Origin of the sequence: Nocardia sp. 852002-20019_SCH5090214 (assembly GCF_001665865.1) — a bacterium.
In the GTDB taxonomy this organism is placed as follows: Bacteria; Actinomycetota; Actinomycetes; order Mycobacteriales; family Mycobacteriaceae; genus Nocardia; species Nocardia nova.
Window position 1 is genome coordinate 56,210 of the sequence record NZ_LZMK01000008.1, and the last position, 26,940, is coordinate 83,149.

27 protein-coding genes, 1 other RNA gene and 2 pseudogenes are annotated in these 26,940 nt (G+C 63.4%); 16 read left to right on the forward strand and 14 right to left on the reverse strand.

Annotation, left to right across the window (positions count from 1 at the left end; genetic code table 11):
* The first annotated feature begins 7 nt into the window (after positions 1-7).
* Together ssrA and A5780_RS00600 are read left to right on the forward strand one after the other, a co-directional pair.
* Positions 8-378, forward strand: a transfer-messenger RNA (tmRNA) gene (ssrA, locus tag A5780_RS00595).
* 88 nt (positions 379-466) lie between these two features.
* Positions 467-910, forward strand: a complete 444-nt coding sequence (locus tag A5780_RS00600) for a hypothetical protein (protein WP_064907443.1) — start codon at positions 467-469, stop codon at positions 908-910.
* 342 nt (positions 911-1,252) lie between these two features.
* On the opposite strand, the pseudogene A5780_RS42930 reads toward A5780_RS00600, so the two are convergent.
* The 5 genes and pseudogenes from A5780_RS42930 to A5780_RS00625 form a co-directional block, all read right to left on the reverse strand.
* A pseudogene (locus A5780_RS42930) lies at positions 1,253-2,062 on the reverse strand (recombinase family protein); the annotation flags it as partial.
* Entirely contained in the window at positions 2,022-2,753 is a 732-nt protein-coding gene (locus A5780_RS38790; RefSeq protein WP_082976209.1) for a tyrosine-type recombinase/integrase, read from the reverse strand. The gene A5780_RS38790 and the pseudogene A5780_RS42930, both read right to left, overlap by 41 nt.
* A gap of 21 nt (positions 2,754-2,774) precedes the next feature.
* On the reverse strand, positions 2,775-3,098 hold the full coding sequence (locus A5780_RS00610; protein ID WP_156769317.1) for a hypothetical protein: 324 nt from the start codon (positions 3,096-3,098) through the stop codon (positions 2,775-2,777).
* A 320-nt stretch (positions 3,099-3,418) separates the two neighbouring features.
* On the reverse strand, positions 3,419-3,616 hold the full coding sequence (locus A5780_RS00620; protein ID WP_064907447.1) for a hypothetical protein: 198 nt from the start codon (positions 3,614-3,616) through the stop codon (positions 3,419-3,421).
* A 2-nt stretch (positions 3,617-3,618) separates the two neighbouring features.
* Positions 3,619-3,819: a hypothetical protein gene (locus tag A5780_RS00625; protein WP_064907448.1), complete on the reverse strand. Its 201-nt coding sequence runs from the start codon at positions 3,817-3,819 to the stop codon at positions 3,619-3,621.
* Positions 3,820-3,919: 100 nt separating this feature from the next.
* On the opposite strand from A5780_RS00625, the gene A5780_RS00630 reads away from it, so the two are divergent.
* The 3 genes from A5780_RS00630 (at position 3,920) to A5780_RS00640 (ending at position 6,286) form a co-directional block, all read left to right on the forward strand.
* Entirely contained in the window at positions 3,920-4,474 is a 555-nt protein-coding gene (locus A5780_RS00630) for an NUDIX domain-containing protein (protein ID WP_231982763.1), read from the forward strand.
* A 2-nt stretch (positions 4,475-4,476) separates the two neighbouring features.
* Positions 4,477-5,400 carry a carbohydrate kinase family protein gene (locus A5780_RS00635; protein WP_064907450.1) on the forward strand — a complete coding sequence of 308 codons (924 nt, stop codon included), beginning with the start codon at positions 4,477-4,479 and terminating at the stop codon, positions 5,398-5,400.
* A gap of 76 nt (positions 5,401-5,476) precedes the next feature.
* Positions 5,477-6,286 (forward strand): hypothetical protein, encoded by an 810-nt coding sequence (locus A5780_RS00640; protein WP_064907451.1) that lies wholly within the window; start codon positions 5,477-5,479, stop codon positions 6,284-6,286.
* Here A5780_RS00640 and A5780_RS00645 read toward each other — a convergent pair.
* From A5780_RS00645 to A5780_RS38795, 3 genes are read right to left on the reverse strand one after another with little or no spacing between them, the layout of a single operon-like run.
* The gene (locus A5780_RS00645; RefSeq protein WP_064907470.1) at positions 6,283-6,936 is read right to left on the reverse strand and encodes a hypothetical protein; all 654 of its coding nucleotides are present in this window, start codon (positions 6,934-6,936) and stop codon (positions 6,283-6,285) included. The genes A5780_RS00640 and A5780_RS00645 overlap by 4 nt on opposite strands.
* A 5-nt stretch (positions 6,937-6,941) precedes the next feature.
* Entirely contained in the window at positions 6,942-8,087 is a 1,146-nt protein-coding gene (locus A5780_RS00650) for a radical SAM protein (protein ID WP_064907452.1), read from the reverse strand.
* Positions 8,084-8,767, reverse strand: a complete 684-nt coding sequence (locus A5780_RS38795) for a hypothetical protein (protein ID WP_082976211.1) — start codon at positions 8,765-8,767, stop codon at positions 8,084-8,086. The genes A5780_RS00650 and A5780_RS38795 overlap by 4 nt, the downstream gene beginning before the upstream one ends.
* 291 nt (positions 8,768-9,058) lie before the next feature.
* Here A5780_RS38795 and A5780_RS00660 point away from each other — a divergent pair, with 291 nt between their 5' ends.
* Complete coding sequence (locus A5780_RS00660; RefSeq protein WP_231982765.1) at positions 9,059-10,405, forward strand: XRE family transcriptional regulator; 1,347 nt, start codon at positions 9,059-9,061, stop codon at positions 10,403-10,405.
* Positions 10,406-10,407: 2 nt separating this feature from the next.
* Here A5780_RS00660 and A5780_RS00665 read toward each other — a convergent pair whose 3' ends face one another.
* Complete coding sequence (locus A5780_RS00665) at positions 10,408-11,226, reverse strand: alpha/beta hydrolase (RefSeq protein ID WP_064907455.1); 819 nt, start codon at positions 11,224-11,226, stop codon at positions 10,408-10,410.
* 371 nt (positions 11,227-11,597) lie between these two features.
* On the opposite strand from A5780_RS00665, the gene A5780_RS00670 reads away from it, so the two are divergent.
* The 4 genes from A5780_RS00670 (at position 11,598) to A5780_RS38805 (ending at position 15,514) form a co-directional block, all read left to right on the forward strand.
* The gene (locus tag A5780_RS00670) at positions 11,598-12,221 is read left to right on the forward strand and encodes a hypothetical protein (protein ID WP_064907456.1); all 624 of its coding nucleotides are present in this window, start codon (positions 11,598-11,600) and stop codon (positions 12,219-12,221) included.
* Between the two features lie 21 nt (positions 12,222-12,242).
* Positions 12,243-12,776: an SLATT domain-containing protein gene (locus A5780_RS38800; protein ID WP_082976213.1), complete on the forward strand. Its 534-nt coding sequence runs from the start codon at positions 12,243-12,245 to the stop codon at positions 12,774-12,776.
* Positions 12,766-13,635: a nucleotidyltransferase gene (locus tag A5780_RS39690; RefSeq protein ID WP_156769319.1), complete on the forward strand. Its 870-nt coding sequence runs from the start codon at positions 12,766-12,768 to the stop codon at positions 13,633-13,635. Before A5780_RS38800 ends, A5780_RS39690 begins: the two co-directional genes overlap by 11 nt.
* Before the next feature lie 418 nt (positions 13,636-14,053).
* Positions 14,054-15,514 (forward strand): serine/threonine-protein kinase, encoded by a 1,461-nt coding sequence (locus tag A5780_RS38805; protein WP_231982766.1) that lies wholly within the window; start codon positions 14,054-14,056, stop codon positions 15,512-15,514.
* Positions 15,515-15,587: 73 nt separating this feature from the next.
* On the opposite strand, the gene A5780_RS39695 is transcribed toward A5780_RS38805, so the two are convergent.
* The gene (locus A5780_RS39695; protein WP_156769320.1) at positions 15,588-15,821 is read right to left on the reverse strand and encodes a hypothetical protein; all 234 of its coding nucleotides are present in this window, start codon (positions 15,819-15,821) and stop codon (positions 15,588-15,590) included.
* A 65-nt stretch (positions 15,822-15,886) separates the two neighbouring features.
* Here A5780_RS39695 and A5780_RS00680 point away from each other — a divergent pair, with 65 nt between their 5' ends.
* The gene (locus A5780_RS00680) at positions 15,887-16,966 is read left to right on the forward strand and encodes a hypothetical protein (RefSeq protein ID WP_197521633.1); all 1,080 of its coding nucleotides are present in this window, start codon (positions 15,887-15,889) and stop codon (positions 16,964-16,966) included.
* A gap of 80 nt (positions 16,967-17,046) precedes the next feature.
* Here the strand turns inward: A5780_RS00680 and A5780_RS00685 are convergent, their stop codons facing one another.
* Complete coding sequence (locus A5780_RS00685; RefSeq protein WP_082976215.1) at positions 17,047-17,493, reverse strand: ester cyclase; 447 nt, start codon at positions 17,491-17,493, stop codon at positions 17,047-17,049.
* An 87-nt stretch (positions 17,494-17,580) separates the two neighbouring features.
* Between A5780_RS00685 and A5780_RS00690 the strand changes: the two genes are divergently transcribed.
* Entirely contained in the window at positions 17,581-18,726 is a 1,146-nt protein-coding gene (locus A5780_RS00690) for a helix-turn-helix transcriptional regulator (RefSeq protein ID WP_146098650.1), read from the forward strand.
* Here the strand turns inward: A5780_RS00690 and A5780_RS00695 are convergent.
* On the reverse strand, positions 18,705-19,394 hold the full coding sequence (locus A5780_RS00695; protein WP_064905997.1) for a DUF899 family protein: 690 nt from the start codon (positions 19,392-19,394) through the stop codon (positions 18,705-18,707). The two genes, A5780_RS00690 and A5780_RS00695, sit on opposite strands and share 22 nt — an antisense overlap.
* An 87-nt stretch (positions 19,395-19,481) precedes the next feature.
* A complete protein-coding gene (locus tag A5780_RS00700) occupies positions 19,482-20,453 on the reverse strand; it encodes a GlxA family transcriptional regulator (RefSeq protein WP_064907460.1) in 972 nt (323 codons plus the stop codon).
* Between the two features lie 39 nt (positions 20,454-20,492).
* On the opposite strand from A5780_RS00700, the gene A5780_RS00705 reads away from it, so the two are divergent.
* From A5780_RS00705 to A5780_RS00720, 4 genes are all read left to right on the forward strand, one after another.
* On the forward strand, positions 20,493-21,359 hold the full coding sequence (locus A5780_RS00705) for a dienelactone hydrolase family protein (RefSeq protein WP_231982768.1): 867 nt from the start codon (positions 20,493-20,495) through the stop codon (positions 21,357-21,359).
* 162 nt (positions 21,360-21,521) lie between these two features.
* Entirely contained in the window at positions 21,522-24,308 is a 2,787-nt protein-coding gene (locus A5780_RS00710; protein ID WP_064905999.1) for an ABC transporter substrate-binding protein, read from the forward strand.
* Positions 24,309-24,367: 59 nt separating this feature from the next.
* Complete coding sequence (locus A5780_RS00715; RefSeq protein WP_063013700.1) at positions 24,368-25,159, forward strand: thioesterase family protein; 792 nt, start codon at positions 24,368-24,370, stop codon at positions 25,157-25,159.
* Positions 25,160-25,256: 97 nt separating this feature from the next.
* Positions 25,257-26,762 (forward strand): alpha/beta fold hydrolase, encoded by a 1,506-nt coding sequence (locus A5780_RS00720; RefSeq protein WP_064907473.1) that lies wholly within the window; start codon positions 25,257-25,259, stop codon positions 26,760-26,762.
* Positions 26,763-26,853: 91 nt separating this feature from the next.
* Here A5780_RS00720 and A5780_RS38810 read toward each other — a convergent pair.
* Positions 26,854-26,940 (reverse strand): annotated as a pseudogene (locus A5780_RS38810) (3-hydroxyacyl-CoA dehydrogenase); the annotation flags it as partial.

Consider the following 26,940-nt stretch of genomic DNA (forward strand, 5'->3'; position numbering starts at 1 on the left):
TGAGTACGGGGCTGATCGGTTTCGACTGCGTACGTCGATTCAGGGGAAGCGTGTCGGTGCAGGCAGGAGACCACCGTAAGCGTCGCTGTAACCCAATAAGCGCCGATTCTCATCAGCGCGACTACGCTCTCGCTGCCTAAGCAGTAGAGCGTGTCTGTCAGTCCGGGTTTGCTCTCGGCCCGGGTACTGGCATCAGCTAGAGAGCTCTACCGTGCGGCTCGGTCGCGGAGTCGTACGGGACATCGAACAGCGACTGGGATCGTCATCTCGGCTTGTTCGCGTGACCGAGAGATCCGAGTAGAGGCTCAGCGAACTGCACACGGAGAAGCCCTGAAGAAGCGGCGGAGGACCCGGGTTCAATTCCCGGCAGCTCCACAAGGGTGGTCCTACTCGAACCGGGGTCCTTCGGGACCAGGGGGAGAGTAGGACCACTTTCTTCGTTTCTAGACCTTCTACCTGGCGATACATGGCCGGTGATCGCCCGGTGAAAGGTGCGATCCACACCAACGACTTCGTGCAGGTCCCCAAACGGCTCCTTGAGCTGGTCCGTCAGCACCCCTTCGATGTCCACGTAGAAGCATTCGAAAAACGTCTGGTTGAGATGACGCCGCACGGCATCACTGCCGTCTTCGTACATCTGCTGGGGGTCGCGGAGAAGGTCAAGAGCACTGGTGAGCACTTCGACCCCCACCGTCAGCTCTGCGGTGGTTGCGTTGAGACGTGCCTCGATACTGGCGCGGTCGTTCTGGATGCGGCGCAGGCGTGCTTTGATCTTGGGCTGGGGGAGAGCCTTGTCCATCGCGAGATCGAGCAATCGCTCTTCCTGGCCGTCGAGCTCTTTGAGCTGCTTTCTCAGCGTGCCGTGTGTGTCACGCAAGTCGCCCTGTTCGTCGCTCAGCGCCGCCTCTAGGGCTTCGCGAATCTCATCCAGGAACCGTGCGGGGAGTTGAAGCGTGCTGTAGTGGTCGGCAATGGCCTGTTCGACCTGTTCGACGGGGAGGTAGGGCAGATCACACAGCCGGTCTTGTCTTCCTCGACACAGGAAGTAGCCGTAGAGACTCCTATTTCGGCTCCGCGCCTCCGTGTAGATCAACCGGGAGGTACGTCCCGCTCGACGGCAGCGCTCACAGAAGAGATCACCCTTCGGGTAGTGCTGCAGAACGCGGTCCCGCTGCCCTAGGCGACTGCGCATATCCATGACGTCTTGCACGCGGTCGAAAAGTTCCTGGGTAACGATCGGCTCGTGGCGGCCGGGGTACAGCTCGCCGTCGTAGTCGATCCATCCCGCGTAGTACGGGTCTTGGAGCATCTGGTGCAGCCGTTTGAAGGACACCGGGCGCTCTGGGTACTTGCCAATCGCCCGTGCTGTCAGTCCAAGGTCGGCCATGGTCGCTTCGAGTTGTTCCAGGCCATAGCGTCCCGTGGCGTACAGCTCGAAAGCCTTGCGCACCAGTGGTGCTCGTCGCCCATCCAGGGCGATCGTGTTGATGAGCTTGCCCTCGTACTCGACTCGCACATTGAGGTACCCGATACGAGCAATGCCGAGCGTGCCGCCGTTGACGGCCTTGGTGCGCATCTTCTCCTGGATGTCCAAGCCTTGCAGCGTGTTCATCAGGTGGTTCATCACGTCGAGCATGCCCTCCATCGCCACGGCATGCGGACCTTCGCCGAAGTCCTCCTTGGCGCTGATGAGGCGGACACCCATCTTGTTGAGCTGGGCTTCGACGATGGCGGCGTCGAAGCGGTTGCGGAAGGCACGCGAGCGCATGTAGACGATGACGTAGCCGACCTCGGGATGCTCGGTCAGGTACCTGAGCAACTCCCGTATGACCGGCCGCTTGTCGATGGTCTTGGCCGAGTAGCCGGGCTCAATGAACTCCTCGACCACTTCCACACCCATCGCGTCTGCTTTGGCGGTCCCCTGATCGCGTTGGGTGGCGATTGACAGACCGTCAGGGTCGATGTCGACGGCTGTCTCAAGCTGACGCTTGGTCGAGACCCTGAGTAGCAAGATGGCCTTTTTATGCGTCCGGATCGAAGCCGGGCGGCCACGTTTCGCCAATTGGTCCTCCTAGATAATCGTCATTGGGTGTGAATGTTGGATTAGTGAAGGGCGTCGTGAGCGGTGTCAGGGATTCCCTCACGGGAATCCACTCCCATAGGACAAGGTTTGCTTCGTCAGGATGACGGCTATTTCTGACGGCAACAGCGCCGAGCACGTACGAGTTTGCGGCAATTCGCAAGCGTTTGAATACAGGGGCAAGACTGGGGTCGCGGCGGAGATGGTTGATTTTTGTGGATAACATATCTTCGCGGGCATCTGCGATTGCTACTCGCCCCTGGCGAAAGGGGGTGATGGTGGCCTCCAATATCCGCTTTGACGGCTGAGCTTGACGGCTACCGTCACTGCCATCTACGCCCAGCAGCAATCTGTCCTCCAGACGGCTCAAAGCTTGGTACTGAGTTTCGGTGTCACCATGTTGGTAGATTTCCTGAGTTATTGATACCCGCGAGTGTCCAAGTATGAGTTGAATGTCACGATCCGGCACGTGAGCGTTCTTGAGTAGTGTTGCAGCAGTATGGCGTAGGTCGTGTATTCGTATACGGCGCACTCCAGCGCGCTTACAGATGTCCGTGAATATCTTATATAGCTGCGATTGCGACAGCGGGTCGCCGCTATCAGCGACGAAGATGAAACCATCTGGATTGGCGCGAGAAGGCCGACCTTCAATGACAGCCTGATATTGATTCAGCGCTTGAGTTCAATGGCGCGTTCATACAGCTCCTCCGTGCGCCACGAGGCCGATCAACTCCTCCGGCGTGATGACGTGAATGCCGGCGGCGACGGCCCGCTTCGCCAGGGACAGCGGGAAGGTGGCGTGGTGGGCACCGCGGAAACTGGATGTTGAGCAGACGCTTGGAAAAGAGCTGAAGCCGAAGCCGACAACAGACGATTGATCGCCGCGTGCACTGGGGTACGTCTGCGAAATCGTGGGGCGGAAACCCAGCGCAGTCACATGAAGGGACAGGGCCGTGTTGTCAAAAGACAATGCGGCCCTCTTCATTTGGTTTGCTTTTTCACTACGAGGTGTCGCCATCTATCCACCGAGGTCGCCGAATCGGCGTTGCCCGTATCGGCGGTCGTATGTCCTGCAGCCGTGGCAACACCTCCGTATCATCCTCATCCCTCCACCAGCGAGGAGCCTGGTCCGGTGCCGGCATCGGGTCGCTTCCTCCTTCGACCCCGATTTCGTCGTCCGCCAGCTCCTCGTCCCAGGGATCGTCGCTCGGCACCACTCCAGCCCAGTGCCGCCCAACGCTTTCCCTCGAACTCCAGTAGGCCCCGGCCCGGTAGCTGAGCACCGCCGTGAAGAACACCGAAGCGGGCCACAGTACCCAGACGATCGAGGCTGTCACCTCAGTCGTCCTCGATCATCAGCAGATAGGCCGACTCCAGGTGCACCACACACTCGTCCGGGTGATGCGTTCTATGGATATAGCGCAGCTCCTCGGCGCGTTCCGGCGTCAACTCCAGCAGATGCACCTGGCACATGAACTCGGACAGCTTCCCATCCGCGTGCACGAAAGTCCGGTGCGGCAACGGTTCTGCGGCCATCGTTACTCCCACAATCTGCTGCAGGGCAGTAGGGGCAGCTCGTCAGTCACGTTGTCGTCAATGCTGACTCGTAGCTCCCGTTCCGGGCCGCTGCTGATCAGTTCGTCAGCGACGTTCTGCACCTGTTCGCCCAAGCCTCTGTAATCCAGCTTCAACGCACCGGATTCGATGTGGATGTGGCGCACGTGGTCCATGTCCACCATCTCCGTTCGGTTGTGTGGCCAAATGCCTGGTAACGAGGGTGAATGGTGGGCACGACGGCATCCATACACGGACCCATTGGTCGGTATACGTTCGGCGTATATGACGACGAACGGGAAGGGAATAAGCTCAGCCTGGCTTGTCGCAAAACCGCAGGTCGACTACCATAAAAGAGGGGATTTTCACTTCATGACTGAAACAATTTCTACAGAAGCCGTCGATTCAAAACCGCAGCGCCACAAGGTGACTGGGGACGTGCACCTCGTATTGCGCCGGGGCAGTGACGTGCTCTTTGGGCAGCGCCAGAACACCGGTTTCGAGGATGGAGCCTGGCATTTGCCGAGCGGCCACCTCGAAGCCGACGAATCCGTGATCGACGCCCTGATCCGTGAAGCTGAGGAGGAGATCGGCGTCACCATCGCGCCTGATGATGTGCACTTCAGCCACATCATGCACAACTCGTCGTCCGGCGGCCGGATGGCCTTCTTCTTCACTGTGCGTACCTGGCAGGGCGAGCCGACGAATCGGGAGCCTGAAAAGTGCAGCGCGCTCGAATGGTTCGCGGCCGATGCCTTGCCGGACCACATGATCGACTACTGTCGCGTGGCTATGGGGCATATCGCCCAGGGCCGTTCGTTTTCCGTCTACGGCTGGTAGCCGTGAGCAGCCCGGCCGGGCCGGTGGTGTGCGTCAGCTACTTGGCACTGGCGGAACTATGGACGGTACCGCAGTTCCCGCTTGCCAACCATGGGGCGGAAATCCGAGGTATTGAATGGTCAGTCGCGGCAGACGGGCCGATGACTGCGGCGGCGCTCGCTTCGATGGGAGCGCCAGTTTACTTGATTACCAACGACATCGGCACGGATCAACAAGGGAGCTTCGTCACCCGATGGCTCCGTGAGCGTGACGTGTTATCCGCATTCGCCATCCGTTCGGAGGTCAGTACGCCGCGGATCGTCGTGACTGCCGACGACAATCACACTCGGACATGGTTCGCCCATCTGCCCGAGGTAGTGGCCAGTCTGGAGCGCGCCGACTTGGCACCGATCGCTGAGGCGTCGTTCCTCTACGTGGATTGCTACGAGCTGATCGAGCAAACCGCAGTGCGCGTCATCGAGGCCGGCCGGGCCGCCGAGGTGCCGATGCTGCTTAACCTGGGTGGATCGTCACTCTCCGCGCCAGTAGCAGCGGCCATCGCTGGCTACCCGCACCTCCTGATTCAGACCAACGTAGACGATGTCGAACACCAGGAAGCCGTGGCCGTCGCAGCGTCGCTGCAAGAGCAGACGGGTGCAGCCTGGGCGATCGTGACGGCCGGTTCCTTCGGTGCCGTGGCAGTGAGCGAGACGGAAGAGGTTGCCGTGCTGGCGTTCCCGGTCGAGGTGCGCCATACGCACTGCGCGGGCGCGGCCTTCTCAGCGGGATTACTCTACGGCCAGCGGGCAGGGTGGGCGATGGAGCGCAGTATGGTGCTGGGGTCGGCCAGCGGGGCGCTGCGGTGCGCACGACACCACAGCGCCCCGCTGCCGAGTCTCGATGAGATCCGGCGTTTTGCAACCAGTGCCAATCCGGTACACCCTTAAGGCGCAGGATCTTTCGGGGCTGTGAACCGTAACGTCGATGTTGCGTCTCTAGCGTGTCTTCGCCCAAGCATGGATCATGCTGCACATGGGACTGAGCTCGGAATGGATGAAGTACTTCGAGGTCATCGCACTTGTCTCGGGGGCGGTGCTGGTACTCCTATTCGTCGGCCTACAGGTCGGCTTCGATCGCTGGCACGAACCACAACTCCGGTCCTTGCGCAGTTACGTCGCCGCGACAGTCCTGCTGGAGCTGGTCGCTCCGCTAGGGATCAGTCTCTTTGCGCTCCTCCCAGGGCAGCGGTGGTGGATTGCAAGCTTCATCGCAGCTGGGCTTGGCGCAATAGGAATTGTCGGACACTCAGAGCTGTATCGGCGGGACAAGAAGCGGGATAAGGGCAGAGCCCAGCAGCGCCAGCAGACGCTGCTGCAAGGATTTGACCGATTCCAGGTGTGGGCAAGTGCAATTATCTCAACGATTGCGTATGGGCTTCTCCTGTTCGGGGCGTTGTACAGGAATTATCCCGTTTGGCTGCCAATCGTTGGGTATGTGTGCATCTGGCTGATCGTTTCGGGACTCTTCGAGTCGTGGGTACTTGTGACCTTCCCGAAAGGGGGACTCACGTCGGACGTTGCCGGGGACAGCACTGAACCGCGCTCAATCCCTAGCGAAGGACAACCGCGCGGCGACACGATCCTCAAAGTCGAGCTTGTGGAACCACGCCGCCAGATCGGGCCATCAGTCAGCCGTTCGAATGCGGCGACACCAATATCGTCGCGCCTGCTCGACACCGTGGCCACGACAATCGTGGTGTCGGCTGCCGTGGCCATTGCGCTCGAACCAGCAAGGCGGTATCTGGCACGTGTTGACCGGACGGGCCTGCGTTAGAAGACCTTCCACTCGTCGAGCCAACCGGTTACTTCAGCGAACCGTCCCCGGCTCATCTGCTTCTTTTGCGTCTCCTCCTCGGATTCATCCTTCGCTCCGTACTGCCACCAAGCCTCATTGGTGTGCCGGTCCATCACCAAGAACTTGTCCTTCACCGCAGGGCCGCGCACTACCAGGCTCACCGTGAACGGCTCGGCGACAACCGCGTGCACCATCGAGTGGTGCAGGGCATACGTCGTGCCCACGGGCTCCTCGCGGACGTGCAGCACAGGCAGTTTGCCCGGCTCCACCCATTCGTCCAGTTCGGCGTTGCCGAACAGGTAGTGCCGGTAGTGACCGCGCAAAATTTTGCTGGCGTAGCTCCAGCGGTGGTTGTGCGGCCGGTCGAAATAGCCTGGCAGGAACACGTGCAGCCGCACCCGCACGCCCGGATCGTCCTCGCTGGCGAGCACGATTTTGTCCAGGATGTCGTAGTGCTCGCAGAGGTTCAGCAGCTCCGGCCGGTTCGGCAGGTCATTCAGCCGGCCGCGGATGATGCTCGGGTGTGCCGCCAGCTGTTGCAATGCCTCCCGGCACATCAGCTCGACTTCGTCAATGTCGTTCCAGTCGATCCAGCACAATTCTTCGACCACGCGGTCCATATCGTCCATCGGTGTCACTCCTCGGGCTTCGCGCTGGACTTCCACAACCGGCAGACCGGCACGATGTCGTCGTAGGCCGCACAAGAGGATTGACCCATCACGACCTCTTCGGCGGGGCAGCCGCCCATGCAGGCACCCGCTTTGCAGCCACCGCAAGCACTTTCGGTCAGTGGCTGCGTGAACAGATCGAACTCGTTGACGTCGTGGTTGAGCTGGACGTGGCCGTCGACCATCTGCGCGAAGTGCAATTCGGTGTCGAACAGGTACGAGCAGACGTAGCAGCGGCCATCCGGAAAGATCGAGATCCGGTCAAGCGTGCGGCCGATGCATCCTTGATATCCCTCGGCGGCGTAGCGCTCCATCTGATCGCGACGGGCGTACGTCGGCTGATACCACACCCTCGTCTTGTACTGCGGCGCAACCTCACTCAGCCGATCACAAAAATCCACCCATTCCGGCGGCGTCATGGCCATATCGGCGTTGCCGTGGCCGGTTCCGATGGTCGAGAACACGTGGAACTTCACCAGACTCACACCCAAGACATCGGCAATCGCTAGGAGTTGCAACACATCTCGCTCGTTGGCTTTGTTGACAGTGCAGATGATCCGGACGTCGAAGCCGCGATCGGCCAACTCCCGCGTGGTTTCCAAGGCTTCATCGAAGGTGCCGCTCCCACGCACGGCGTCGTGCGTCTCCTGGCTGCCACCATCGAGGCTGACCTGTACGTAGGCGAAATCATCCGGAGCGAGCTGGCGAAAGCGGCGGAGCGCGGGCTTCTGAGCATTCGTCGTGGTGATGACGTGCTCGTAGCCGAGCTTTCGACTGAGCCGGATCACCTCGCAGTAGTGCGGGTGCAGCGTCGGTTCACCGCCGAGGATGGTCAATTTGCCCCCGCCCAGCCGACGCCAGGTGGTGAGCGTATCCACGATCTTCGGAAGCGGCATCTTCAGCGCTCGCTCCAGCCGCTCGCCCATGTAGCAGTGTTCGCACCGCAGTTGGCACGCCTCGGTGATGTAGAGGTAGACGTTACGGAATCGCCCATATGCCACGCGGTCGATCTTCTGAGGCTCGGGAACGTTTCCGCCCCTGGGCATCCGGGCGTGGCCGTAGCCGTCGTCGTTCAGCTTGAGGGATGGCATGGGGAGGTCAGTGCTGGTCATGAAATCGGGCTCCGTGAAATAAGCAGCGGCGCAGACAGATCTGCCGGGCCGTCGATGGTGTTGGTGGTGTCGAGCTGGGTGACGGCGAGGCCGGAGCTTTCAAAACCATGCCGGATGCCGGCTGCCGTCTGGTGGTAGCGGTGGAGGCGCGCTTTGAAGAGCCGCGGCGAATCCCCGCGCCGGGGATGGAGAAGCCCGCCACAGACGGCGCACTCCCACGGATCGCCTTCGCGAGGGATGGCTGGAAGGCGAGGGTCGTGGATGGGATCGCGCTCGCACTGGTGACAGACCTTCCGATTGCGTGCCCGCTGCCGGAGTGTCTTTTCGTCCGTGACGATTTCGATCGGCTCGATGTGCGGCGTCGGCTCAAGCATGAGCAGTGTGGACAGCAGTTGGTCGACCTGGGCACCGGACCCCGGAAAATTATCGAGGAGCACAGTATGTGTTTTCGAATCCTGCTGCGCGCCTGCGAAGTAGGTTCGCAGTGCCTCACCGACGGTAAATTCGTCGATCCAGCCGAGTCGTTCGCTGCTGGTGGCGGTCGTAGCCAGAACGTCGGTAGGGATGTGCTCTCGCAGCCGAAAAACTTGCCGTCCTGGTGATCGTGCGAGGTGTAAGGTCAGCGTCGTTTTTCCGGCGGCCGGTGGGCCGAAGATGGGTACTACCAGACTGAGCGCCATGGCCGATCCCTTCCGTGTGGCAATCCGGGTACTTCCAGGCCCTCAAGGGTCGGATTTCGGCCCGAAACCAACCACGACCACCGTGAATACGGGATATACGTGGAACGCATGCCGATCATGGAAATCGGTGGTAGCGTTCTCTGACCAGCGCAAATGGGGGTGAGGGGATCCTCACGGGATATCGGGCGGTTCACCATGACTGAGGCACCGCATGAGCAGCGCTACTGCGCGCGTTGCGGCAGCAGATTGAGCCGCTACAACCCAGCCCCGTTATGTGGTGCCTGCGAAGTCATGGCACGTGGCCAGCGGCACTATCCGCCAGGGCTGCCGCCCGCCTTCTGGGAAACAGACCAGATGCGCGATGCGCTGGCTACGTGGCACATGGGGCGAGTCATCTTCGCGTATCGGTCCCATCCTCATCATGGTCAGCCGTTGCCTCAGGAGTTGGTTGCCAACTGGCTGGACATGACCCAGGCACAGCTCAGCCGTATCGAGAAAGGCGCTGCTCCCGAGCAACTTTCGAAGCTCGTGCGGTGGGCGCAGATTCTTCGCATCCCACCGCAACTTCTGTGGTTCAAGCTGCCCGAGGCTGATGCGGCGCTAGTGGCACCGCCCACCGAAAACGTAAGCGCCACAGGCAATAACACGCTGGCGCTGGCCCGATGGCTGGCCAGCGACGGATCTGGTACGCCACCGATCAGCCACTGCGACGATCTGGAGCAGGTTGGCCGGGCACTTGAGGATGCGCGCCGTTACTTCGACGGCACGGTGGTCGAGTTCTTCCGCGGGCAGTTGGACCGATGTAAGCGCGATGATGGCACGCACGGCCCCGCCGAAGCGTTGCCCCTGACGCTTGCCGTGCTGGGGGCGATACGCCGTCACAGCCGGGACGTGTCCTCGGAGGTTCGTCGGCAATTGCTCGCGGTCGGCGCTGACGGTGCCGAATTCGCGGGATGGTTGTACCGCGATCTTCAAGACCCCCTGACCGCGACGTTCCTCTATGACCGGGCAATGGAATGGGCGCAGGCGGCGGGCAGTCTGCCAATGCAGGGATACGTGTTGCTCAAGAAATCCCAGATGTCCTACGACTCCCGCGATGCCGGGATACTGCTGTCGCTTGCGCAGGCGGCGAAGGAAGGGCCGTGGCAACTGCCAGTACGGGTACAAGCCGAAGTGGTACAGCAAGAAGCGCTCGGGCTGGCCATGACCGGTGAGTCGATGGCGGCCGTGGAGAAGGGCCTCGATACCGCACAGCAGCTGCTGACCCGGGCAAACGGGTCAGCAGGTGGTGACGGGCTGGTGAGCTACTTCAGCGAAGGGACGCTGTTGGTACGTTCGGCGTGCTGCTACACCGAAGCCGGCAAGCCCCATCGAGCGGCGGAATTGTTCGGACAGGTATTGGCAGGAGATTCGCTCTCTCGGCGCGACAGCGGCTTTTTCGGCGCTCGCCAGGCCAAGGCCTTCGCGCTGGGTGGCGAGCCGGACGAAGCCGCCGCAGTAGCCGAGACATCAGTGGCTGTGGCCCGTGAAACCCGTTCGGAGCGCACGATGAACGTCATCGTGGATGTTGTGCGAACTCTCGACCCATGGCGACATCGCCCCAAGGTCAAGCACCTTCGCGACGTACTGATGCCGTAGCGCTACGCATTCAGCCACCGCGCCACGGTCTCGATGACTTCCGCTTGGTATTCCTGGCTCTTCGGATTCAGGTACTGCGGATCGTCGTGCACGGCGAACCCATGCTGCGAGCCCTCGATTTCAACGAATTCCACGGGAGCCGTGAACTTGGTGGCAGCTTCGCGTGAACCGTCGATCGGCACCAGGGTGTCGGCGTTGCCGTGAATGATGAGCGTCGGGGCCTTGATCTCGCTCAGCACATCCATCGGCCGGAACCAGAACACCTCGTTGAGGAACGGGCGGCCGTGCTTCAAGTCGGCCTTGAACTGGAGAGCACCGGTGTCGTTGAGTTCCCTCGCGCGCTCGTCGCTGATGACGTCGTTCGACCAGTAGTCCCGGCTGTCAATGGTCCGCTGCTTGTAGTCCACCTGCGGGTTCAGGAGCACCAGCCGCGATAGGTCATCCGGCCGCTTGGCGGCGTAGTAGGCGCAGATGCCGCCAGCGAAACTGGCTCCGCATAAGCCGATTTCGCTCGCGCCGGTTGCCTCGCGCAGATGAGTGATGCTGACTCGGATGTCGTTGAGGGTGGCGGCCATCGTCAACTCTTCCTGGCGGCCTTCGCTGTCGCCGTGGCCACGGAGGTCAAACCGCAGCGACGCTATGCCAGCATCTGCGAGGCCGGCGGCGAGCCGGGTGAAGAAGCCGCCCTCTTCACGCGTGACGCCACCACCGTGGACCAGGACCACCGCGCGATTTGTCGGCTGATCCGGTGTGACGAGGGTAGCTGCGAGGTAGAGGCCATCGAGGGTACGGACGTGAGTGATGGTGCTGTTCGAGGGCACGGAACCAGTCAACCAGAGGATTCCCCGGAGTTCGAGGGCGTTGGGCGGTTCGTCTCAGGGTGATGGAACTCGAATAAGACGGAGAAACAAAGACCTTGATTTCTGCGATGTATACGATTATGAGGTTACGGTGCGGGAGGGGTTCGAGCTGCTGCGGGAGTTCCGGATGACGTCGATGGCGGTGCAGACCGCCTCAACCGACCCCAGGTGGCGAAACCAGGCCAATTTCCGGCTTAGGTGTATTCAAGACAAGGCTGGCCAACGACCATGGCCGAACTGGTGCGCTCTTGAGTAAGAATTTCGGCTGCGGTTAAAGGTTCGGCAGACTGGTCGCAGTTGACACTACGCTTACCAGGTTATTAACTAATACTATGAAACCCGAAGATTTTTTTAAGCTTACTCAGGCGCAGAGGGACACCCTAGTCATTTCGATGATAATCCGCAATGAGATGGAAGATTTTCATGCCGAACATTTAACGGACGAGCAGATGAAGCAGCTCAACCCAATAATACGGCAAGCTGTATTCGATGCCGTTAATCTGCTGGCACACGTCAAGGAGAAAGGGGAGAAAGCCGACGAGTTGGCCTATACGCAGTTAGCTTTTCAGATTGGACTTATTCCAGACTACTGGGAGATACCTCTGAAAGTCGGCGAAGGTTTCGTCCAGCATCATGAGCGCTCCGTCCAGCGAAGATCGCCCGACTGGGCCGCCAAACCGGAGCTGAAACCGCTTTATGACCGCTTCCTGACGCTCGGAGATTTTGAGCGGCAGCATGACGACGAGCTTTCTACCAAAGAGTTGGAAGTATATTTGGGGCGAAAAATTGGGCGCGACGAGCCGAACCAAAACTTGCGGTGGCGCATCGCTCAGGAAGTAATAAAGGAAGAATTACGGTCAGTGGTTGCGAAGATGCGCGCACTTGGGACGTCGCAACAGCAGTTAATGGACGCTCGCGGAGAGCTGTCTCGATCTTTTCTTAGAGAGCTGTTTTAAGTATGGGAGGTATGAGAAATTGTGAGTAACCCAGATGAGTCGCGCTCAAAGGACGCTCTCAGGCAGGAGCTCAACAGGCTGGAGGAGAGTGCGATGTATAGCGCCCAGGGCCAGTTTGAGCAGGCGAAGCTATGGAGAGGCATCAACCTCCTCGTCGGAATTCCTGCAGCTCTTTTGGCGGCTGTGTCCGGCGCAACTGGTCTGGCGGACGCTGCCAACCGTGTGATTGCCGCTTACTTAGCCCTGGGATCAGCTGGACTTGGCGCTCTTGTGACACTATTGAATGGCAACAGACGGACTCAGCAAGCTCACGGTGCCGCTAATGCTTATCTTGAAGTACAGACGGCGGCACGACAGCTCCGCGAAATTGATTTACCTGTATTGCCTTTCGATGAAGCGCGCACTCAACTTGCAGAACTGACTGCTCGAAGAGACGAGATCAACAAGACAGCCGATATTCCGTCCCGGTTTGCCTACCGCAGGGCAGGGAGAAATATATCAGGCGGCGGTCAGACGTATGCAATTGACGAGCAAGGAGGGCGAAGTGGCGACTAATCCGGCGGAGGCTTTCAATACATTTATCGATCGGCTTGTACCCACCAACGCAAATAGGTCGGCGGCGGCATCGCATCGCAGCTCGCTGTACTCAAAGCTCAATTCGACTTATGGTCTATATCGCATGTTCGAGTCGGGGTCGTTCAGCCACGGGACCGGGGTGTCGGGCTACAGCGATGTCGATTACTTCGCATCGTTGAAGACTGATCGACCTGTCTACTCGTCCAGCATTTTGAATTCTGTAAGAGACACACTCAAAGAGCGGTATCCAAATACAGTAATCCAAGTGCGTAGGCCGGCAGTCGTGGTGAACTTCGGTTCGGGATACGAAACATGTGAGATCATCCCCGCCTATGCTCAGGGAAAAGTCCGAGAAGGAGAAATGAAGTTTCTCATCCCCGGAGTGACTACCGAGTGGCTTGAATCCACGCCCGAGTCCCACCTCAAATATGTCAATAGCTGCAATACTCAGCCCGGAAAGGGGTATGCGAAGTCCTTCGCGCGTCTCATTAAGGCCTGGAAGTGTTACCGTGATGTACCGATCTCATCCTTCTACCTAGAAATGCGGGCAGCTAAATATATCTCTGGACAAACGACGGTTGTGTACTCATACGATCTCGCGTTCTTTCTAGAAGAACTTAACGACTGTGGCCTGGCGGCGATGAACGATCCAACTGGATCGACAGGTCGCATTGAGCCGTGCTCAAGCGATGCAAAAAAGACGGAGGCTCTATCAAAGTTGCAAACTGCCGCCACCCGGGCGCGTAACGCACTCGAAGCGCACAAAAAGGGCGACAACAAGACTGCATTCTACTACTGGGACCAGCTATTCAATGGCGAGTTCCCGGCTTATTATTAATCGCCATCTCGCGAAACGCTAGGTTTCTCTCGAATGCGCGTGAGGCTTGTAGGTGCAGCCTAGCAACGATACAATTAGAGAGAGGACAGTAGGTGAGCTTTTACTGCGTGAATATAATAAGCTGATGGTCATAAGTGAATGAAATCTAAATTAGGGCTATATCGTCTCAACACGTACGATGGCGATTTTTCAACGATCTCAAGCGTGTTAGCACATAAACTGTGTTAGCACATAAACTGGGGCGTCCCCTCGGCGCAGGTGTACCGTGCAAACCGGGCAAAAGGAAGGATTGCGTGAGCTTGTCGGTCATGTCCGCTAGCCTTCTCGTACGATGGCGACGACGAGGCCTTGATTGATGTCATCAGTTGAGCTGTTGTCCGGCAACGAATCCTGGGAGTCTGTAGTGAAGGGTCAGCGCGTGCAGCTGTCCGAGAGTTGGTTTGTGGGTGATCCGATCGGGAGAGGTGGCTTTGGTCACGTCTATCACGTAACGGGCGGCGGACGGGAGGCTGTCGCGAAGTTCGTACCCAAGGAACCAGGTGCAGATCGTGAACTGCTCTTCGCCAACCCTGAGGGTGTCCGCAATATCGTGCCGATCATCGACTCTGGCGAACACAACAACTATTGGGTACTCGTCATGCCTCGCGCAGAGCGTTCGTTGCGGGATCAGCTCGACGTGGAGCCGATATTTTCTCTTGCTGACGCGATTAAGGTTATTGGCGATGTTTGCGATGCGTTGAGCGACCTCGATGGCAAAGTTGTCCATCGAGACCTGAAACCGGATAACGTTCTATTGCTTGACGGCAAGTGGTGCCTGAGTGACTTTGGGATTTCGCGTTACGCTGAGGCGTCGACAGCTTCAGATACACGAAAATATTCCATGACTCCGCATTACGCTGCACCAGAACAGTGGCGACATGAGCATGCGACCATCGCTGCCGATATGTATGCGCTAGGTATCATGGCCTTTGAGATGCTCGCCGGACATAGGCCATTCCCTGGCCCTGCATATGAAGACTTTCGGCAGCAGCATCTCCATGGCGACGTGCCCGAGCTCTCGTCAGCTCCAGCCGGCCTCGCGGCCCTGGTCGACGAATGCCTATACAAGGCTGCTGCGGCACGGCCGACTCCGGCGAACTTTAGAGTGCGACTTGACCGCGTCAGGGATAACGCCAACAGCGGCGGTGGCCTGGCGCAACTGGAGGAGGCGAACCAAGCAGAAGTTCGACGTCGTTCTGAAGAGTCTCGGAAGAGATCTGAAGCTATGACCGAGCAGGAACGTCGCGCAGAATTACTGACTACCGCACAGCGGAGTTTCGGCCGAATCTCTACGGCGTTCCGTGAGGCTATCATGGGTGCGGCTCCATCTGCCGTGGTCTCGTCCTCCCGAGATGGCGGCTGGGGAGTGCGGCTGGGCGATGCAACCTTGACATTTTCGGGTATAAATCAACGTCCAGACAGCAATTGGGGCGGCTGGAATCCCCCTACCTTTGATGTAATAGCGACGGCCACAATCAACCTCCGCATTCCGCCGAAGTGGGATTACGAGGGGCGCTCCCACTCGCTATGGTTCGGTGACATTCAAGAGCCTGGGCAGTACGGCTGGTTTGAATGTGCGTTCATGATCTCGCCGTTCGTCCCGAAGCGTGGCCGACAAAACCCTTTCAGCCTTGATCCCGGCGAAGATTCCAGCAAAGCAGTCTGGGCTGGCATGGCAGAATACCAAGTCGCGTGGCCGTTCACGCTGCTTGATACTGGAGATCCCGATGAGCTGATCGGCCGTTGGGCAAACTGGCTCGCCCAAGCATCTAAGGGCGAACTACAGATGCCCGGGATGATGCCTGAACGTTCGGTCGACGGAAGTTGGCGAACAAAATAATGCTCTAGCGACGTGGCTGGCCACCCCTTGGCCTGATCGTCGCTCCCGCCTCCCGCAGCACCTTTGCCACCGTTCATTTGGCCATGTGGTGCTCGACCTTCAGCTGAGCCATGGACGCGCCGGCTTCGTACTTAGCGACGATCGTCGCTGCCTCATCGGAGGTCAGCTGCTTCTTTGGCCCGCCCGACGGTCTGGGGACTGGTGAAGGCTTCGACTGGCGCGGTCCGCTTGCCTGGAGGCGTTCGCGCAGCTCAGCGAAGTCGTTGAGCAGATCGGTCCGGTTCGAGTAAGTTCCTGCCATGTCCACCACAGGCCCCTTACCTGAGCCCCAGGTGAGGGGCCTTTTTCATGCACGAGGGTAGAACTGAGGTCGTGACGCGGTATGCATACGACGCGGGGGCCGGCGCACTTGTCGCGACGTGGGGAACCGGTGGGGGAGACGTGGCCGAGACCATCGCGCCCCTGTCGCGGACGGTCGAACCCGAGGTCGCGCTCGCGCTGGCGGCGGCGCTGACGAAACTGTCGGAGTATCAGTGGCGCACCTACACGCATCCGGCGTCGGCGGCGGGGGATCCGGAGGTGCCGAACAGTGTGGCGTGGCATCGGGCCGAGGAGCGCAATCGGTTCCGTGAGGTGGAGGCGGCTGTCCGGGAACCGAATCTGCCGGACGAGGACGGGATGATGGCGGTGTCCTACAGCGTGGTCGAGGAGGCGGCACATCGGATCGGGCGGGTGGCGCATCTGATCGGCGATGCGACGCTGGTGGACGCGCTGGTCGCCGAGGTGCGGACCGAACAGGCGGCGATCGAGGCCGCGGAACTGGGCGATCTGTCCGGGCGAGCCCGGCAGGCGGTGGAGTTGTCGCGGGCGGACATCTCGCCGGTGCAGGTGCACGCGGCCGATGCGCTGCTGTACGCCGACCCGCTCGCCTCCCTCGACCGGTTCACCGATATCGACCCGGCCGCCGCCGCGGTGGCCGCCGCGCGCTGGCTGTACCTCGCCGCTGAGGTCGCTTCCGAGGCCGCCGAGGTGCATCCGGTGCACGTGGTCGCGGAGGCCGACAATCTGGAGGCGCTGCAGGTGGAGACGCCGACTCTGGTGCTGGAGCGGTTGTGTGCGGGCGAGAGCCCGACCGCCGTGGTGGTCGACCTGATCGCCGACGCGCTCGCCGCCGCCGAGGGCCGGGTGCGCAACCCGGTCCGGATCGTCGAGGCCGCCGAGGCGATCGAAAGGCGCTTGCGCGGAGAGGAACTCGACGAGGAGGGCCTGACCGCGCTCACCGACGAATTCCGGATCTCCTGCCTCGATCCGGCCCGTCCGGCCGTCGATCTGCTGGAGGATTTGCTGGACGCGATCCGCGGCTGCCGACTGCTGTACTGCGAGGAATACGAGTCGGGGTTCGAGGACGCGGTGCGGGCCGAGGCCGACGATCAGCGCCCGCCGGTGCTGTAGTCCCGTCGGGCATCGCCACAGCGGCCCCTCACCGTGCATCGCAGGTGAGGGGCATTCCGATGCGGACGAGGGTGGCGGCGTCAGCCGAGAATTCCCAGCTGCTGCAGGTGGGTTACGTCGTCACGAACGCCCCAGTGCTCGACGACGGGCCCGTGCTGGTCGAACCGCATCCAATGCATCTGGCGGAACCGGAACGTTCGGCCGGTGGGGGCATTGCCCATGAACTCGCCGACATGGGTTCCGCTGTACCAATTGCGTCCGACGACCACGTCGCCCGCTGCGGTGAAATCCTCGAATTCGGTTCGGCCATCGGGAAATGCGGACCGCAGCATCGACACCAATGCCTTGACGGGCGCGGTGCCGTGGCGGTGAGCCTCGGGGGCGGTGTGGTTGACCATGTTCGGATCGAAGAGCTCGTCGATCAACTCGAGTCGTCCCTCGTCGAAGATTTCGCCGTAGATGCGTCGCATCGCGGCGATGTTGCGTTGCTCGATGGTGCCGGCCGTTGCCGTGTCTTCTGTTGCCATGTCTCGATCGTGCGATCCGAACGAGTGGCACGGCCATCCCTACTTCCTGGGATTCTGCGGTGCCCGGGGGGACGCTACCGTTGCTCCGTGGGTGAAACACGGCTGGCGCGGGAAGTGGTGCGCCTGAGCCACCAGGGACTCGGGCTCGACGAGCTTCGCTACGCGCTCGATGCGGCAGTGGGCCGCGTGGTGTCGTGGGATATGGCGGCCTGGTCGACGACAGACCCCGCCACGCTGTTGTTCACCAGCTGCGTGGTCAGCGGACGGGAGGAGGACCCGCGGACCGAGGCGGCCCTGTTCGACAGCGAGTTCCGTGTCCCGGACATCAATACGTTCGGGGCGCTGGCGGCCGCGTCTCCACCGGTCGCGACGTTGTATGCGGCGACGGGCGGTGAACTGCGGCGCTCGCCGCGATGGCGCACGGTGCTCGCGCCGCTCGGCGTGATCGACGAGATCCGGGCGGCGTTTCTCGACGGTGGGAGCTGCTGGGGAACGCTGGTCGGATACCGGACCCACGGAAATCCGTTCGGACCCGATGATGTTCGGGCGATCGCGCAGGTTGCGCCACTGATCGCAGACGGCTTGCGCCGCGCGATGCTGCACACCGCGGTGGACCGTGCGATCGACGAGGTGGCCGGCCCCGGTATCGCGATCGTCGATCCGGAGGGCACACTCGGCGACGTCACCCCGGCGGCCCAGCGCTGGCTTGCGGAAATCGCCGAACCCGGGGCGGTTCCCAGCGTTTTCCGCTCCATCGCCGCGGCCGCTCGATCGGCGGCCGCCGGATTGTGCGAGCGCCCCGCGCACGCGCGATTACCCCGACGCGGCGGCGGGTGGATTCTGGTGCACGGATCGGTGCTCGCCGGTTCGGGCCAGATCGCGGTGATCGTGGAGAGCGCCGCGGAAAACCACCTCTCCGACGTCCTGGTCCGCGCCTACGGCCTGACGTCGAGGGAGCGCGAAATCACGGAGCTGGTGCTCAGGGGCGCGTCGACGGACGCGATAGCCCGGCAACTGTTCATCTCGGCGTACACCGTCCAGGACCACGTCAAGTCGATCCTCGCGAAGTCGAACATCCGCAGTCGGCGGGATCTCGTCGCGACGTTCTACGGACGCCACTACGCGCCGCTGACTACGGCCGGCGCGATTCCGAGCCCGTACGGGTGGTACTTACCGACGGAGCCGGGTACGGAATCGGACGCTCGTTCCGCTCAGGCGCCGGGCTCGCCGTAGGCCGCCGCGATCTCCTTCGATCCACTCCACCGGCTGTAGGTGGGCGATTGCGGCCATCCCTCGGGTGAGTCCTGCCATTCCTCCTGGCGGCCGTAGGGCAGCAGGTCGATCAGGGCGAAGGTGTAGCCGAGCTGTTCGGTGCCGCGGCCGTCGGTGTGCCAGGTGCGGTAGACGGTATCGCCGTCGCGCAGGAAGACGTTGACCGCGAAGCCGCCGCCGGGAGGTGCGCCGACGTCCGCGCCGAAGGAGCTGTTCGCGGTGGAGTACCAGCTCATCGTGTTGCCGACGCGTCGCTTGTAGGCCAGCGCCTCGTCGATCGGCCCCTGGGTGACGATGACGAAGCGGGCGTCCCAGTTGTCCAGGAACTCCAATCGGGTGAATTGCGAGGTGAATCCGGTGCAACCGGGGCATTGCCAGGTTTCGCCGGGAAACCACATGTGGTTGTAGACGATCAGCTGCGACTTGCCGTCGAAGACGTCCGCCAGCCGGACCGGTCCGTTCTCGCTCTCGAGGGTGTAGTCGGGCATCCGCACCATCGGCAGGCGGCGGCGCGCCGCGGCGATCGCGTCCAATTCCCGGGTCGCGGCCTTCTCCCGCCTTCGCAGCGTGTCGAGTTCACGCTGCCAGGTCTCGGCGTCGACGACGGGTGGCAGTGCTGTGGTGCTCATGGGTCCTCCCTGACCGTTTTCCCGGATTGCGAGCTGTAGATACAGACGCGATGCCGCGCCGGAACTCATCGGTCGCGGCCCGTCGATTCACGAGCGGGTGCGGCGGAAGGTGGTGCGATAGTCCCCGGGGCGCTGACCGGTGTGTTCGGCGAACAGGGCGGCGAAGGTGCCCGCATCCCGGTAGCCGACGGCGCCGCAGATATCTGTGACGGTGCGGTCGGTGGTTTCGAGCAGGTGCCGGGCGCGGCGCACGCGTGCGGACTGCAGATAGTCGAGCGGGCTGCGCCCGGTCTCGTCGGCGAAGCGCCGCAGCAGAGTGCGAGTGCTCACGTGGAACGCGCTCGCCAGTGCGGTGAGGTCGTAGCGGGCGGTGAGATTGCGGTCGAGGTGACGCATCACCTTGCGGGAGAACGTATTTCCGGGCTGTGGCAGCAGCCGCGCGTCGACATACGGGGTCTGCGACGAGCGAGCGTCGTCGACGAGGGCGATCCGCGCGGTGGTCCGCGCGACCCGCGCGCCGCTGTGACGTGCGATGAGGTCCAGTGCGAAGTCGTACATGGCGCTGAAGGCGGCCGTCGTCGTCACACCGCGGTCGGTGACGACGAGTCGATCGGGCCGGATATCGCCCTCGGGGCACTGCTGCGCGAGTTCGTCGGCGAACAGCCAGGCCGTGGTCGCCTTCCGGCCCGCGAGCAGCCCGGCCCGGGCGAGCAGGAACGCGCCCACACAGATCGATACGACGGCTCCGCCCGCGGCGGCATGGGCGCGGATCGCCGCGATCTCGGCGGTGAGCGGTGGCAGCCGGGCATCCGGGTCGAGGCCCGGAACGAGTTCGAAGCCCGGCACCACGAGGATATCGACCTCGCGCAACGGCGAAACCGACAGTGCCACACCGCCCGACGCCACCACCCGGCGCCGCGGCGAGATCACGGTCACCTCGTAACCGGCGCGATCCGGACCGGCGACATGCGCGGCCATCGTCAGCAGATCGGGAATCCCGAACACCTCGGAGGCGAAGCAGCCCGGATACGCCAGCACCCCCACTCGATACGCGCTCACGACCCGCCTCCTCGTCCGATGGCGAGAATACCTCCGAATATGGCGATCCCGCCGATCGCTTTCGCGCCGATTCCGGCCGAGGCTGACCACATGGATACCGACGACAACCCGATCGCCGCTTTCGCGCCCCGCCTGGTCGACGTGGACGGGGTGAGCAAGACCGTCTACACGGCCGGATCCGGCCCGGCCGTGGTGGTGATGCCGGAGATGCCGGGCATCAGCCCCGACGTCCTCCGGCTCGCGCGCTGGATCCGCGACGCGGGGTTCACCGTCTACCTCCCCTCGCTGTTCGGCGTCGACGGCGCCTATCCCACGGCCGAGGAGGGCGCCGAAGTAGTCCGCCGCGCGTGTGTGAGTGCCGAATTCCGCGCGTTCGCGGGCGGCGGCACGAGTCCTGTCACCCGATGGCTGCGCGGGCTCGCGCGGCTGGCCCACGACGAATGCGGCGGTCCGGGAGTCGGCGCGCTCGGCCTGTGTTTCACCGGCAATTTCGCGCTCACCATGACGCTCGAACCGTCCGTCGTCGCCCCGGTGGTGAATCATCCTTCGCTGCCGTTGGACGATCCCGCCGGCATCGAGGTGAGCGACGAGGACGCGGCCGCGATCCGCGACCGCATCCAGCGCGACGGTCTGACGGTCCTGGCCTACCGTTTCGACAACGACCGCTGGTGTACCGGCCGTCGCTTCGCCGCCTACCGGGCGCTGCTCGGCGACGCCTTCGACGGCCGCGTGCTGCCGGGCGAATCCGCCAACCCCGCCCCGCCGCCGTTCTTCCGCGACGTGGTCCAGACCCCGCACAGCATCGTCACCGCACATTTCGTCGACGAGCAGGGCCACCCCACCCGCACGGCCCGCGACGAAATTCTCGAGTTCCTCAGCGCACGCCTGCATACCTCGGCGGAGTAGCGCCGCGACCGCGGGCGTACCTTCCGGCCGCCCTCCCCGGTAGCCGACCGCCGGCCGGCATCGGCGCGTTCCGGCGAGGCCTGCCGATGTGGGCGTAGTTGAGTACAGTCCCGGGTACTCGAAAGGCGACGGGGAGCGCAGACGCTGCGGAGGGGGCGACGCATGCCGGATGTACGAGGCGACGTTCGCAGGATCCAGAATCTGCTGCGCCGGGTGACGGTGCCCGACGAGCGACCGCGGGTGCTGCCGGTGCTGTTCCGCTACCGCAAGACCAGGCGAACGCCGCCGCCGATCGTCTGCCTGATCAGCAGCGCCGCACCGCTTTCCGCGGATGGCCTGCTGCGGCGCTGCGGTGACTGGCTGGCCTCCCCGGGCAGCCGCCGCGCGGTTCCGCGTGCGGTGGTGCAGATTCCGAAACTCGAGCCGTCCACGCCGGACCACCCACCGGAGGGCCCAGACGAGCTGGATCCGCGTTTCCTGGCCCTGCTGCAGGAGCTCTACAAGTGCTTCTCCAGTGACGACACGGCCATGGGGCCCATACCCTTTCCGCGCTACCGCACTGCCGATTGGCTCATGCGGCAACGGCTCGAGGGGGCCGCGACCGAGGCGTCGGCGCAATTGCGCGAGCGGTTGCCGGAACTGCTGCGCCGTGGGCCGGCCGCCGAGCATTCGACCACGGCACTCGGCGCCATCGGAGGAACCGTATCCCGGGTGCTGACAGTGGTGCTGTCGATGTGGCCGATCGTGCGGTTGTGGCTGTTCGTGAGTTCGCATGTGCCGGGGTTGTCGCCGGTGAGCTATTGGTTCATGCATCAGCGCTATCTGACGCCACGGCTGTCGAACAGTTTCGTCGGATTCGGGGTGCGTCTCGCCGAGCCGATGCGCCGCCGGGAGAACAACGAGCAGATCGCGAAGTTGCTGGTCAACGCCTTTCTGGAGGATCTGCGCGTCGCTTATCGCCGGAGGCTGTGGCGTCCGTCGAGCTGGCGTCGCACCGCATATCCGGTGGCGCTGCTCGATGGCGTCGAACCGGGGGACAGTGCTACCGGCCTGATGCGCTACGTCAACGAGATCCGCAACGAGACCGGGCTTTTCGATCCGCTCGCGCTGATCTCGCGCATCGAGGATTCCGTCGAGCACCCGCACCTGCACTTCGAATCCCTGGACTCTCGGGATGATCCGCTGAGCTCCTGGCAGGCCGATATCGATGGGCGCCGTCGCCGCCGCCGCACGGACAGCTGGTATCTCAGCCTGCCCCTACCGGATTCGCTGTCCGGCACGCTCGAACCGTTCGAGCACGCCGAGCTGGCGCAGCCGCCGGCGCCGCCGTGGGCGGCGCGACGGTCGGTGGTCACCGTGATCGCCCTGCTTCCCGTTGCCGCCCTGGTAGCCGCGACGGTCTCGGCCGTCCAGCCTCGCATCGCCGTTGGATGCACCGCGTGGCCGTGGCACGCGGGTGTCGATGTCGTGGTCCGCGGAACCGAATGCATCGGCCTGAGTGCCGGTGCCGCACAGGTTTTCGCCGACGACGAGGAACTCGCCGAGATGGAGCGCGAGGTGTTCCGCCAGAACACCGTGGCCGCGCGGTTGCGCCACGACAATCCCCGCCGTCCGCTCGTCACCCTGATCTACTTCGCCGGGATGACCTATACCGACCGCAACGTGCGCTACCCGCACGCACAGGCCGAGGAACTGGCGGGCCTCGCGGTTCAGCAGCGGCGGGCGAACAAGCAGAACGGCGAATCCGAACCGCTGCTGCGCATCGTGATCGCGAACGGCGGATCGACCATGCGATACGCGACCTGGGTGGTCGAGCACCAGATCAGCCGGCTGGTGCGGTCGGATCCGACCGTGGTCGGCGTGATCGGACTCGACCGGAGCACGGCCGAAACCCGCAGAGCCATCGCGCGTTTGGGTGAGCTGGGGGTTCCCACGATGGCGACCACCCTGTCGGCCGACGGGCTCGACGCCGTGTCGCCCACCTACTTCCAACCCGTCCCTGACAACCACGCCCAGGCCGAACTCGTCGCGGAGTACGCCGCGGGCGCGAGGAATGCGGACGGCACCCGCCGCTACGACAAGGTGACGGTCTACGCACCGACGGATCGCGACGACATCTACGTGCGGACTCTGGCCGACGACCTCGAAGCGGTACTGGCGCAGCGACATATGCTCGGCGACGTCTACACGTGGTCCGAACAGCAGCAGATCTACGGTCTGCCGCTGCCGTGCGCACCGGCGGACCCCGACGCGCCGCGGACGCTGTTGTTCTTCGCCGGCCGCAATCCGGATTTCGGGCCGTTCGTCAACGTGGCCGCTCAACACTGTGGTGACGCCCCGCCGCCGATCCTGGCCAACGACACCGCGACCCGCGCGGTGTCGGACAAGCTGGTGCAGAATGCCGCGCCGATCGGATTTCCGGTCCGATACGTCGCCAAGGGGGTACCGGCGCTGCTGGCGGGCAGCAATTGCGTGCGCGACGGCGCGCCGGACCGCATGGAGCACGCGGGCCTGAGCCTGCGCAGCCTGTGCGCGGAGCTGACGCAGTTGCGGCGCGACCTGCCGCATTTTCACGAGAGCTGGCCCGGCGACCGCACCGGAATCACCTTCGACGTCGCCGAACTGTTCCTCCGGGCCGTGCAGCGTAATCGGTCCCGGCCGGAGCGGTCGGCGGCGGACGGCGCGATCGACCGCGCGGCCATCGGCCTGGAACTGCGGCGTCCCGATCTCGACGCCGACACGATCACCGGCAAGCTGCGTTTCGACGGCCCGGGCGGAATCGCGACTGGCGCCTCGATCGGCGTGCTCGTCACCTCGGATCTGAACGATCCCGACCTGCCGCCGAAGTGCCTGGTGATGTATCCGATCGCACCCGAGCGCCGCACACCCACCGGCTGTCCCGCGGGCACCGAGAGTGACGGCGAGAAGTGGGAACAACCCACGGGCTGAGGCACCGCGCCGGTCAGGGCGAGCAGGGCGGTGCCGGGCCGGTGCGGTAATAAGGATCCATGGAGGCCTTCTATCGACCCGATCCCTCGGATCCCGTGCTGTTCCACTCCACCGAGCTGACCCGGGGTCCGTGGTCGCCGGACGCGCAGCATGCGGGGCCGCCGTCGGCGCTGCTCGGGCATGTGATCGAGCGCTGTGAGCCGCGGCCCGGTTTCCGGGTCGGGCGGGTGGCGGTCGAGATTCTCGGGCCGGTCCCGATCGCGCCGCTGCGGGCCGAGGCGCGGGTGGTGCGGCCGGGGCGCAGCGTGGAGTTGATCGAGGCCACCGTCGCCACCGACCGTGGACCGGTGTTGAAGGCGAACGCGTGGCGGCTGCGGGTGGCCGATCCGGAGGTCGAGGTGCCGCCGGATGCGGTGGCGGCCGGCGCGTATCCCGGGCCGGACACCGTGGCACAGAGTGGGGAGTTCCCCAGCAATCAGCCCGTCGGATTCCACACCGGAATCGACTACCGCTTCGTCGCCGGCTCCTTCCAGCAGCCGGGTCCGGCGGTCTGCTGGATCAAGCTGCGCTATCCGATCGTCGCCGGAACCACTCCCAGTCCCCTGGAGCGGACTCTCGCGGCGGCCGATTCCGGTAACGGCGTGAGCGCGGTATTGGATTGGGAGCGTTACCTTTTCATCAATACCGACCTCACCGTCACACTGCATCGTGAACCGGTGGGGGAGTGGGTCTGCCTGGATGCGGTGACCTATCCGGAACGCAGTGGCATCGGGATGGCCGAATCCCGGCTCTACGACGAGAAGGGTCCGGTCGGCCGCAGCACCCAGACTCTGCTGATCGGCGACCGGTAGGCGGGCGCCGGATTCTTCCCGCCACGGGCGACCCCGAATCCCTCGGCTACCGTGGCGACGTGGACGAGTGTGGCGCTCGCAGGGCCGGAACCTGTTGATGTCGAGGGTGTTTCGCTGGACAGCGGCCGTGCTGGCGGTGGCGGCCGTGCTCGTCACCTCCGGTGCGGCGGTTCCGTCGCCCGTCACGGGCATGGACCGCTTCTACCGCCAGCGGGCCAACTGGAAGCCGTGTGGTCTCGACACCTTGGACGCGGTCGGCGGTTCCTGCGCGGCAGTGCGGGTCCCGCTGGACTACGCCGACCCCGACGGCCGCACCCTGAACATCGCGATATCCCGGGTGCCGGCGCCCGATCCGGACCGCAGGCGTGGCGTCCTGCTGGCCGATCCCGGCGGGCCCGGGGCCTCGGGGCTGGACACGATCGATCTGCTGGGAGACGTTCTGGCGCCGGAGGTTCGGGCGCAATACGACCTGATCGGCATGGATCCACGCGGTGTCGGGCGGTCCGGCGGCGGCCGGAGCTGCGGCTGGCCGATCGGTGAGATGATTCGTTCCGCCGGGGTCGGGCTGGACGGATTCCTGGCCGACACCGCTCGCGCCGCGCGTCTGGCGATGGCTTGTCTGGCAGGCGATTCCGCCGCGCTGCGGCAGGTGACGACCCGCAACACGGCTCGCGATATGGAGGTGATCCGGCGCGTCCTCGGGGAACCGGCGCTGAGCTATTACGGCGTCTCCTACGGCACCTATCTGGGTGCGGTGTTCGCGCAGATGTTTCCGCGGTCGGTCGATCGCATGGTGCTCGACAGTGCGATCGATCCGGACCGGTACTGGACCGGGATGGTGCGTGACTGGGGCGCCGCCGACGAGGCGGCACTCGACGACTGGGCCGGATGGGCCGCCCGGCACGATCCGGACTATCACTTCGGTACGACGGCGGCGCAGGTCCGCGCCACCGTCCGACAGCTGGTGAACGACCTCGCTCGTCGGCCGGTCACGGTGAACGGCTTCGCCGTCGACGATCATTGGCTGCCGTTCCTCCTGCACAACCTGCTGGGCAACTTCCGGCTGAACGGGAAGGCCGCCGACACCGTCGCCGAGTTGCGGGCCGCGGTGAGCGGAACGCCCGTCACCGACCACACACCCTGGCTGGCGGATACGCTGGATACCCTTCGGCACTACGAGGATTCGGCACTGGCGTTCGTCGCCTGCGGTGACGATGCCGCGCCCGCCGATCCGGCGCGATACTGGTCGGAGATCGAGGAACGTCGCGCCACACAGCCGATATTCGGCGCACTGGCGGCGAACATTCAACCCTGCGCCTTCTGGCCCCCGCCCGTGGAAAGCGCTACCACGGTGCGGAATTCGGTTCCGGCGCTCATCGTGCAGGCGACCGGTGACCCGCGCACGCCGTACGATCACGCCCTCGCCCTGCATCGTGATCTGAGCTCGTCCCGCCTCGTCACATTGGCGAACGTGCGGATTCACATGACTTTTCGTCCCGGCCTCAGTCGCTGCGTCGGCGCGGCCATCAACGGGTACTTCGCCGACGGGGTATTGCCGGCGGCCGATGTGGTGTGCGCGCCCGACACCGAAGCGGAGCCGTAACGCCCTGGCCTGAGGTCCACCTCGCTCGAGTGGTCGCCCGGACGCGGAAAGGCCCGGCTTCCGCGGAAGCCGGGCCTTTCGCTACGCGAAATCAGCGCGGCGCCATGCGGATTGCGCCGTCGAGCCGGATGGTCTCACCGTTGAGCATCGGGTTCTCCACGATGTGGCGGGCCAGGGC

Bases quoted from the DNA above. Each gene is read 5' to 3' on its own strand.
- A5780_RS00600 (WP_064907443.1), top strand. From the start codon at position 467: ATGGCCGGTGATCGCCCGGTGAAAGGTGCGATCCACACCAACGACTTC.
- A5780_RS00610 (WP_156769317.1), bottom strand. From the start codon at position 3,098: ATGGCGACACCTCGTAGTGAAAAAGCAAACCAAATGAAGAGGGCCGCA.
- A5780_RS00620 (WP_064907447.1), bottom strand. From the start codon at position 3,616: ATGGCCGCAGAACCGTTGCCGCACCGGACTTTCGTGCACGCGGATGGG.
- A5780_RS00625 (WP_064907448.1), bottom strand. From the start codon at position 3,819: ATGGTGGACATGGACCACGTGCGCCACATCCACATCGAATCCGGTGCG.
- A5780_RS00630 (WP_231982763.1), top strand. From the start codon at position 3,920: ATGACGACGAACGGGAAGGGAATAAGCTCAGCCTGGCTTGTCGCAAAA.
- A5780_RS00640 (WP_064907451.1), top strand. From the start codon at position 5,477: ATGCTGCACATGGGACTGAGCTCGGAATGGATGAAGTACTTCGAGGTC.
- A5780_RS00645 (WP_064907470.1), bottom strand. From the start codon at position 6,936: ATGGACGATATGGACCGCGTGGTCGAAGAATTGTGCTGGATCGACTGG.
- A5780_RS00650 (WP_064907452.1), bottom strand. From the start codon at position 8,087: ATGACCAGCACTGACCTCCCCATGCCATCCCTCAAGCTGAACGACGAC.
- A5780_RS38795 (WP_082976211.1), bottom strand. From the start codon at position 8,767: ATGGCGCTCAGTCTGGTAGTACCCATCTTCGGCCCACCGGCCGCCGGA.
- A5780_RS00660 (WP_231982765.1), top strand. From the start codon at position 9,059: ATGGCACGTGGCCAGCGGCACTATCCGCCAGGGCTGCCGCCCGCCTTC.
- A5780_RS00670 (WP_064907456.1), top strand. From the start codon at position 11,598: ATGAAACCCGAAGATTTTTTTAAGCTTACTCAGGCGCAGAGGGACACC.
- A5780_RS00685 (WP_082976215.1), bottom strand. From the start codon at position 17,493: ATGGCAACAGAAGACACGGCAACGGCCGGCACCATCGAGCAACGCAAC.
- A5780_RS00695 (WP_064905997.1), bottom strand. From the start codon at position 19,394: ATGAGCACCACAGCACTGCCACCCGTCGTCGACGCCGAGACCTGGCAG.
- A5780_RS00705 (WP_231982768.1), top strand. From the start codon at position 20,493: ATGGCGATCCCGCCGATCGCTTTCGCGCCGATTCCGGCCGAGGCTGAC.
- A5780_RS00710 (WP_064905999.1), top strand. From the start codon at position 21,522: ATGCCGGATGTACGAGGCGACGTTCGCAGGATCCAGAATCTGCTGCGC.
- A5780_RS00715 (WP_063013700.1), top strand. From the start codon at position 24,368: ATGGAGGCCTTCTATCGACCCGATCCCTCGGATCCCGTGCTGTTCCAC.
- A5780_RS00720 (WP_064907473.1), top strand. From the start codon at position 25,257: ATGTCGAGGGTGTTTCGCTGGACAGCGGCCGTGCTGGCGGTGGCGGCC.